The organism is Polaromonas sp. P1_G4 (genome assembly GCF_056405475.1).
In genome coordinates, this window is the sequence record NZ_JBFUCA010000186.1 from 1 (window position 1) to 7,532 (window position 7,532).

General features: G+C 63.4%; 9 protein-coding genes. 5 read left to right on the plus strand and 4 right to left on the minus strand.

Annotated features, from left to right (window positions below; genetic code table 11):
• From hemB to AC1D1X_RS11155, 4 genes are all read left to right on the plus strand, one after another.
• Positions 1-930 (plus strand): porphobilinogen synthase (hemB, locus tag AC1D1X_RS11140; protein ID WP_477698283.1); only part of this gene is annotated, 930 nt, incomplete at its 5' end.
• A gap of 113 nt (positions 931-1,043) precedes the next feature.
• Positions 1,044-2,159 (plus strand): magnesium transporter CorA family protein, encoded by a 1,116-nt coding sequence (locus tag AC1D1X_RS11145; RefSeq protein WP_477670229.1) that lies wholly within the window; start codon positions 1,044-1,046, stop codon positions 2,157-2,159.
• A 49-nt stretch (positions 2,160-2,208) separates the two neighbouring features.
• Positions 2,209-2,967 carry a DUF72 domain-containing protein gene (locus AC1D1X_RS11150; protein ID WP_477670230.1) on the plus strand — a complete coding sequence of 253 codons (759 nt, stop codon included), beginning with the start codon at positions 2,209-2,211 and terminating at the stop codon, positions 2,965-2,967.
• Between the two features lie 40 nt (positions 2,968-3,007).
• A complete protein-coding gene (locus tag AC1D1X_RS11155; RefSeq protein ID WP_477670231.1) occupies positions 3,008-3,568 on the plus strand; it encodes a DUF1003 domain-containing protein in 561 nt (186 codons plus the stop codon).
• Between the two features lie 4 nt (positions 3,569-3,572).
• Here AC1D1X_RS11155 and AC1D1X_RS11160 read toward each other — a convergent pair whose 3' ends face one another.
• The 4 genes from AC1D1X_RS11160 to AC1D1X_RS11175 all read right to left on the minus strand — a co-directional run bounded on the left by AC1D1X_RS11160 (position 3,573) and on the right by AC1D1X_RS11175 (position 6,654).
• Positions 3,573-4,235, minus strand: a complete 663-nt coding sequence (locus tag AC1D1X_RS11160) for a glutathione S-transferase family protein (RefSeq protein ID WP_477670232.1) — start codon at positions 4,233-4,235, stop codon at positions 3,573-3,575.
• Positions 4,236-4,367: 132 nt separating this feature from the next.
• Positions 4,368-5,216, minus strand: a complete 849-nt coding sequence (locus AC1D1X_RS11165; protein WP_477670736.1) for an amidohydrolase family protein — start codon at positions 5,214-5,216, stop codon at positions 4,368-4,370.
• A gap of 68 nt (positions 5,217-5,284) precedes the next feature.
• A complete protein-coding gene (locus tag AC1D1X_RS11170; protein ID WP_477698284.1) occupies positions 5,285-5,974 on the minus strand; it encodes a dienelactone hydrolase family protein in 690 nt (229 codons plus the stop codon).
• A 71-nt stretch (positions 5,975-6,045) separates the two neighbouring features.
• On the minus strand, positions 6,046-6,654 hold the full coding sequence (locus AC1D1X_RS11175) for a DsbA family protein (RefSeq protein WP_477670234.1): 609 nt from the start codon (positions 6,652-6,654) through the stop codon (positions 6,046-6,048).
• Between the two features lie 94 nt (positions 6,655-6,748).
• On the opposite strand from AC1D1X_RS11175, the gene AC1D1X_RS11180 reads away from it, so the two are divergent.
• The gene (locus AC1D1X_RS11180) at positions 6,749-7,495 is read left to right on the plus strand and encodes an SDR family oxidoreductase (protein WP_477670235.1); all 747 of its coding nucleotides are present in this window, start codon (positions 6,749-6,751) and stop codon (positions 7,493-7,495) included.
• The last annotated feature ends 37 nt before the right edge of the window (positions 7,496-7,532 follow it).

Below are 7,532 nucleotides of genomic sequence, written 5' to 3' on the forward strand. Positions count from 1 at the left end.
CGTGAACACGCACTTACCCCGCACGACCTCATTTATCCCGTCTTTGTGGTGGACGGCCAGCAGCAGCGCCAGGCGGTGGCCTCCATGCCCGGCGTCGAAAGGCTGAGCCTTGACCTGCTGCTGCCGGTGGCGGAGGAATGCGTGAAGCTGGGCATTCCGGTGATGGCCTTGTTCCCGGTGGTGGACGCCTCGCTCAAAACCTACGACGGCGTCGAAGCCACCAATCCCGATGGCCTGATCCCGCGGGTGGTGCGGGCACTGAAAAAGCACTTCCCCGACCTGGGCGTGATGACCGACGTGGCGCTGGACCCCTTCACCACGCATGGGCAGGACGGCCTGCCGGATGAAAACGGTTACATCCTCAATGAAGAGACGGTGGCCATGCTGGTGCGGCAGGCGCTTTGCCAGGCCGAAGCCGGCGTGGACATGGTCGCGCCCAGCGACATGATGGACGGCCGCATTGGCGCCATCCGCCAGGCACTGGAGGCCAAAAAGCTGATCCACACCCGCATCATGGCCTACAGCGCCAAGTACGCGAGCGCGTTCTACGGCCCCTTCCGCGACGCGGTCGGCTCGGCCAACAATCTGGGCAAAGCCGACAAAAAGGCCTACCAGATGGACCCGGGCAACAGCGACGAAGCGCTGCGCGAGGTGGCCATGGACATCGCCGAAGGCGCCGACATGGTGATGGTCAAACCCGGCATGCCCTACCTGGACGTGGTGCGCCGCGTGAAAGACGAATTCGGCGTGCCCACCTTCGCCTACCAGGTCAGCGGCGAATACGCGATGATCAAGGCGGCCGCGCAAAACGGCTGGCTGGACCACGACGCCGTGATGATGGAAAGCCTGCTGGCCTTCAAGCGCGCCGGCGCCGACGGTGTGCTGACGTATTTCGCCATCGACGCTGCCCGCAAGCTGCGGCAAGGCTGAACCGGGCGGCAGGTGCCGCGCACAATCGCTATTAAAATCATAGCTGCTTGCGCCCATCCTGCTTTGCCGGAATGCCGATTTAATACCTAAAAACAAGGATAAGAAGAGCTTTCATGCGCGTTTTCACCATCGCTTCCGGCACCCAGGGCATCACCGAGACAGACACCCTGCCGGCCCAGTTGCCGGCGCAGGGTTTTGTCTGGATTGCCTGCGCCCGCCGCGAGTTCGAGGTGACGCAGGCGCAGATCCAGGCGGCACTGCAAACGCTGTGCGGCACCCAGCTGGTTGACCTGCATGTGGCCGACCTGCTGAACAACCAGCTCCCTTCGCACTACGACTACACCTCGCAGTACGACATCCTGGTGTTCCGCCGCCTGGCGGCCGGGCAAAGCGAAACCGACCTCAGCCAGCCCGGCGAACCGCTGCACGAGCGCATGAAACGCAGCGGCCCACCGGTCCTCAAGCGCATCGACACCAGCCCGGTCGGCTTTGCCGTGTTTGACAAGGTGGTGCTGACGGTGCACCCCGCCGACTGCGCGGTGCGCGATGCCTACGCGGCCCGCCTGCTCAATGCGACCACGGCGGAGTCGCGCTCCAGCGGCGTCAAACTGCCCGCCAGCCCCGCCGACCTGATGCTGCGCATCGTCAACCAGATGGTGGACGGCTACCTCGAGCTGCGGCGCGAACTCACGCGCCAGCTCGACCATTGGCAGTCCGAACTGCTGCGGCCCGGCACACGCTTTACCAACTGGAGCTCGGTGCTCGATGCGCGGCTGGCCATGCACCACCTCGATGAAATCTGCGAAGACCAGCGGGCCGCTCTGCAGGACTGGATCGATTCGATTGAAACCTGGCCCGAAGGCGGGACACCCGCCGCAGTGCGCGAGCGCGAACTGCTCAAAATCCGCTCACGCGATGTGCTTGAGCACATCGAACGCGTGGTGCACCATGTGCGCCGCATGGAGCAAAGCGCCGAAACCGCGGTGCAAATGCATTTCTCGGCGCAAAGCAACCGCACCAACGACATCATGCGCACGCTGACGGCGCTCACCGCCATCTTCCTGCCGCTGAACCTGATCACCGGGTTCTTCGGCATGAACTTCGAGTTCATGCCCTTTCTTCACGCCTCCACCGGTTTCTGGTGGACCTTCGGGGTCATGGTCCTGATCGTCGTGGTGGTCGCCACGGTGTTCTGGCGCAAGCAGTACCTGGCCAGGACGCGCCGCTGACACGGCGCCCGCAAACGGTCCCCGAAAGCCACCGCCGCGATCTGCCGCCATGCAGCCTGAAACCCGGCCTCACAATCCTTGCGGCGTGAAGGTTGGCTGCGCAGGCTGGAGCCTGCCGCGCGACACCTGGCCCGAATTCCCGCCGGACGGCAGCCACCTTGAGCGCTATGCCGCCCGTTTCAATGCGGTCGAGATCAATTCTTCCTTCTACCGCCCGCACCAGCCGGCCACCTATGCGCGGTGGGCGGCCACGGTACCGGCGCATTTCCGCTTTTCCGTCAAACTGCCCAAAGCCATCACGCACGAACAACGGCTGCGCCGCTGCGATGCCCTCCTGGATACTTTCCTGGCACAGGTCCGCTGCCTGGGCGACAAACTCGGTTGCCTGCTGGTGCAGCTGCCGCCCAGCCTGGCTTTTGATCCAGCAACGGCCACAAGCTTCCTCACCGCACTGCGGCAACGCCATGCCGGCGGCGTTGCGCTGGAGCCGCGCCATGTCAGCTGGTTCACACCAGCGGCCGACGGCTTGCTCAAGGCCATGAAAATAGCCCGCGTCCTGGCCGACCCGGTTCTGTTTGACACAGCCGCCCAGCCGGGTGGACATCCCGGCCTGGTCTATGTGCGGCTGCATGGGTCGCCGAAGATGTACTACTCGGCCTATGCACCCGATGTGCTGGATACGCTTGCCGTCCGGCTTGAGCTTGCGGCGGCGTCCGACGCCGGCGTCTGGTGCATCTTTGACAATACGGCCAACGGCGCTGCAGTGCCCGACGCGCTTCTCCTCACCGGCAAGCTGGCACGAAGCTGACCTGCAGGAGTGGGTAGCAGCACCCCGAAAAGGATGTCCCATGAGCAATCAAGCCGGCAAGAAGGCGCTGAACGGCCATACAACCTGCGCCGATGACCTGACGCGCGAAAATGTCGAAGCCATGCGGCGCGTGGAAGAAACGGCACTGGCCAACCGCAGCCGGGCTGACCGCATCGCCGCCTTTGTCGCCGGCTTTTGCGGCTCCATGCCTTTTGTCTGGATGCACGTGGCTGCGTTTGCGTTCTGGATCAGCTTCAATTCATGGCCGGGGCTGGCGCATTTCGACCCCTACCCCTTCACCTTCCTCACATTGATGGTGTCACTGGAAGCCATCTTCCTCTCGTCTTTTATCCTGATCAGCCAGAACTATGAATTGCGCATCAGTGACCGGCGCAACCAGCTTGACCTGCAGATCAACCTGTTGACCGAGCAGGAAAACACCAAGATGATCCAGATCCTGGAGCGCATCGCCAAAAAGGTAGGCGCCAACATCGAGGGCGACCCGGACATTCCCATCCTCAAGGAAAACACCGACCCCGAAAAGCTGGTCGCCCAGATCGAGCAGGCGCAGCGCGACAACCCATCTGCGGCGAAAGCTTAGAGACTCAGACCCAAGGCTGGGCCAGCCCTTCGGCGTGGAAGGCTTTGATCACGGCAGGCCGCGCCAGCGCACGCTGCAGGTAGGGGCCGAGGTGGGGCCGGTTGCGTGCCGGCGACGACGCAAAGTTGCGCGTCCAGCGGCACAGCGTCAGCGCATAGATATCCACGGCCGAATACGCCGCACCCAACAGCCAGGGTTGGTCATGGATTTTCTCCAGCCTTGCCAGCTCCGCGTCCAGCTGGTCCAGCATCAGGCCGACTTTGGCTTCGGCGTGCGACTTCAACTCGGCTACRCCGGGGTCGTTGCCAGGGTTCATCCAGCGGTCGGTGTAGAAATAAATGATCAGCGCCGACTGCATGGTGTTGGTCAACCAGATCAACCATTTGTAGAAATGCGCGCGTTCGGTGGTGCCGACGGCTGGGGCCAGACCGGCCTCGGGATGCGTATCGCACAGGTGCAGGCAGATCGCGGCGGTTTCATACAGCACCAGGTCACCGTCGACCAGCGTCGGGATCAGGCCATTGGGGTTGAGCTTGCGGTAAGCCTCCGACCGGTGCGCGCCGGTGCTGGTGTCGACGAGGACTTTTTCGAACGGCACGCCCAGTTCCTGGAGCAGGATGTGGGGCGCCATGGCGGCGGAACTGGGAGAGAAGTGCAGAAAGTACATCTGAATATTGTGCCCCACGCTTCTCCCCGCATCTGCAAGCAAGGTGCCGCGGGACTGGCTTTGCCAGACCGCAGGCGCCGCCCCCTCGAGGGGGAACAGGCTACACGCAGTGAGCCTGGACGGGGGTGGATTTTACAGACCGAAGATACCGGCCGCATTGCTCCAGGCGATCTTGCGGGCCACATCGGCTGGCAAATCGCCCAGCCAGGTGCGGTAGCCCTTCATGAGTTCGTCGTAATACAACCAGCGCTGGTTGACCCAGGTGTCGGAACCGATCATGAAGCGGCCTGGGTACTTGAGCAGCAGCGTGCGCCACTCCGCACACAGCTTTCCGCCTTCGCAGGTCAGGCCGGGGCGATAGGACAGCTCACCCATCAACTGCGGGTATTTGCCCAGCAGCGCATCAACACGTGCCACCGGTGCGCCGCCTATGCCGGTGTGCGCCCAGATGAGCCGCGCATCCGGTGCGTGGGCCATCAACAAGTCGATCGCCGTGTCGTCTACGTGCGAGAGCACGGCCAGCTTGTTCTTCGCAGCGAACTGCATGAGCTTTTTGGCCACGGGTCCGCTGGCATTGGCGCTGTCGTACAAATGAAATTCACCGATGCCCTTGTAAGGCCCCGCCTGGTCGCCCGTGACGCCACGCGCAAACTCGGCTTCCACCATTTCGTAAATGGATTCGTCGCGAAACCAGTTGTCATAGTCAGCGCGGTTACGGTACAGGCGGATAAACGGGACCACGGTAACGCCGGTCTTGCGCGTTTCCGGCATGGCAGCCAGCGACTTCGTGCCGTCGTTGGGCCGGGAGTTGGCGACGATGGCTTTGACGCCGTTGCGCTTCATGCGCGCAAGAACATCAGCTGGCGAGTGTGGACCGCTGTTTCCGTTCCAGGCCTCTTCGTTGTAATGCAGGTGCGTGTCAAACAACGGACCGGCGTAGTCGGCCGCTCGGGCAGTCGCCGAAAACGCTATCAAAATAATAGCTGCTCGCGCACATCCGCAAAGGGCTGCAACCCGAAAAGGCTTGAATCCGGAGACAGGGCGCACGGTCAGGCCAGTTTGGCGGCAARGAACGCCAGCGAACGTTCGCGTGCCAGCTTCGCCGCCGCTTCGTTGTAGGAGCCGCGCTGGTCGCAGTTGAAGCCGTGGTTGGCCTGGTACACATGCACCTCGACTTCCGGGTGCGCCTTGCGGAAGGCTTCAACGCCTTCCATCGGGATCCAGTGGTCCTGGTCACCGAAATGGGCCATGACCGGACATTTCGGCTGGCGCGCGATTTCCTCCTCGGCCGTGATGCCGCCGCCGTAGTAGGGAACGGCTGCGGACAAGCCCTTGAGCAGGCAGGCCGCACGCCAGGTCAAGAGACCGCCCCAGCAAAACCCGATGATGCCGACCTTGCCGCCACCGGCCCTGGCCGCGTGGTCAATCGCCGCCTGGATGTCTTGCAGCACACCGGCGCCCGGCAGCGCGCTGACAGCGGTTTTCAGCTCGAAGCCGATCTTCATGTCCGCCTCGCTGTAACCCATGTCGACGCCAGGCTTGACACGCTCGAACGTGGCGGGCGCCACTGCCAGGTAGCCTTCCGCCGCAAAGCGGTCCGTCACGCCGCGGATGTGCGAGTTGACGCCGAAAATTTCCTGCACAACAACGATGCCGCCGCGCGGCTTGCCTTCCGGTTTCGCCACATAAGCCGGCACGACGAAGCCGTCGGCGGCGGTGAGGTTGGTGAATTGGCCCATGAGATGGATGCTCCGTTGAATTGGTTGATCGGTGTGGATGAAGGGAAACTGGAGGGGAAACGGCCAGCGGTTTATGCCCCGGCCTTAAGCTTTCGCTCCACGAAATCGAGCCGGTCCTGCCCCCAGAACAGTTCGCCGTCGATGACATAACTGGGCGCACCGAACACGCCGGCGTCGATCGCCTGCTGGGTATTGGCTTCGTAGCGCTCCTGCACTGCCTGGCTGAAGGATTGCTCCAGCCGCCCGGCCGGCAAGCCGCATTCGGCGAGCAGTTCGGCCAGCACTTTTTCGTCGGCGATGTGGCGCTCGCGCACCCACACGGCGCTGAAGATCGCGCCGCCGATTTTCATCGCGGCTTCGCTGCCGTCATGCAGGTCCACGGCGATGATAAGGCGCGAGGCCTCATCACCCGACACCGGGAAATATTTGGGCTTGAGGTTCAGCGGCGCATGCAGGTAGTCTGAATAGCGCTGCAATTCCAGCAGGCGGTAGGCCTGGCGCTGCGGCGCACGCTGCCCCAGCGGCAACCCGCCCGAGATGGGAAACACCTTGCCGCCCAGATCGATAGGCAGCACATTCACGGTAGCGCCCGCTGCGCGGGCGATCTGCGCAAAGCGTTCGTGGCCCAGATAAGTCCATGGGCTTTGCGGCGTAAAGTAATAATCCACAACGGTGCTCATGATCGTCTCCGGTTTTGGGGGCCTGTTCAAGTACATTGACCCGATGCAATCCCCGTTTTTACCCGGGATTGCCATTTTCTGCAGGAGGTCCGGTTTGTCAAAAGTTGTTTTGATCACAGGCGGCTCGCGCGGCATAGGCGCCGCATGCGCCCTGCTCGCGGCGCGCCAGGGTTGGGCGGTGGCCGTCAACTACACCAGCAACTCGCTGGCAGCCGACGAAGTGGTGCGGCAGATCCGCCAGGGCGGCGGCCAGGGCATCACGGTTCAGGCCGACGTGGCCGACGAGGCGCAGGTGCTGGCCATGTTTGAAAAAGTGGATGCCAAGCTCGGCCGGCTGGACGGCCTCGTCAACAATGCCGGCGTGGTGGACCGCACCAGCCGCGTTGACGCCATGACGCTGGAAAGGGTGCGGCGCATGTTCGAGATCAATGTGTTCGGCTCGTTCCTCTGCGCACGCGAAGCCGTCAAACGCATGAGCACGCGCTACGGCGGTGCGGGCGGCGCCATCGTCAACGTCTCGAGCGCCGCAGCGCGGCTGGGCGGGCCCGGCCAGTATGTGGACTACGCAGCCGCCAAGGGCGCCATCGACACCTTCACGGTCGGGCTGGCCAAGGAAGTGGCCACCGAAGGCATTCGTGTGAACGGCGTGCGCCCGGGCATCATCGACACCGACATTCACGCTTCGGGCGGCTTGCCCGACCGGGCCCGTGAACTGGCGCCGCTGGTGCCGATGCAGCGGCCGGGTACCGCTGGCGAAGTGGCGGAGTCGATTGTCTGGCTGCTCGGCGACAATGCGAGCTATACAACAGGTGCACTGCTCGACGTCGCCGGAGGGAGGTAGTGCCCCCACGCTTTTCGCTTCGCGTAATGCGCTGCCC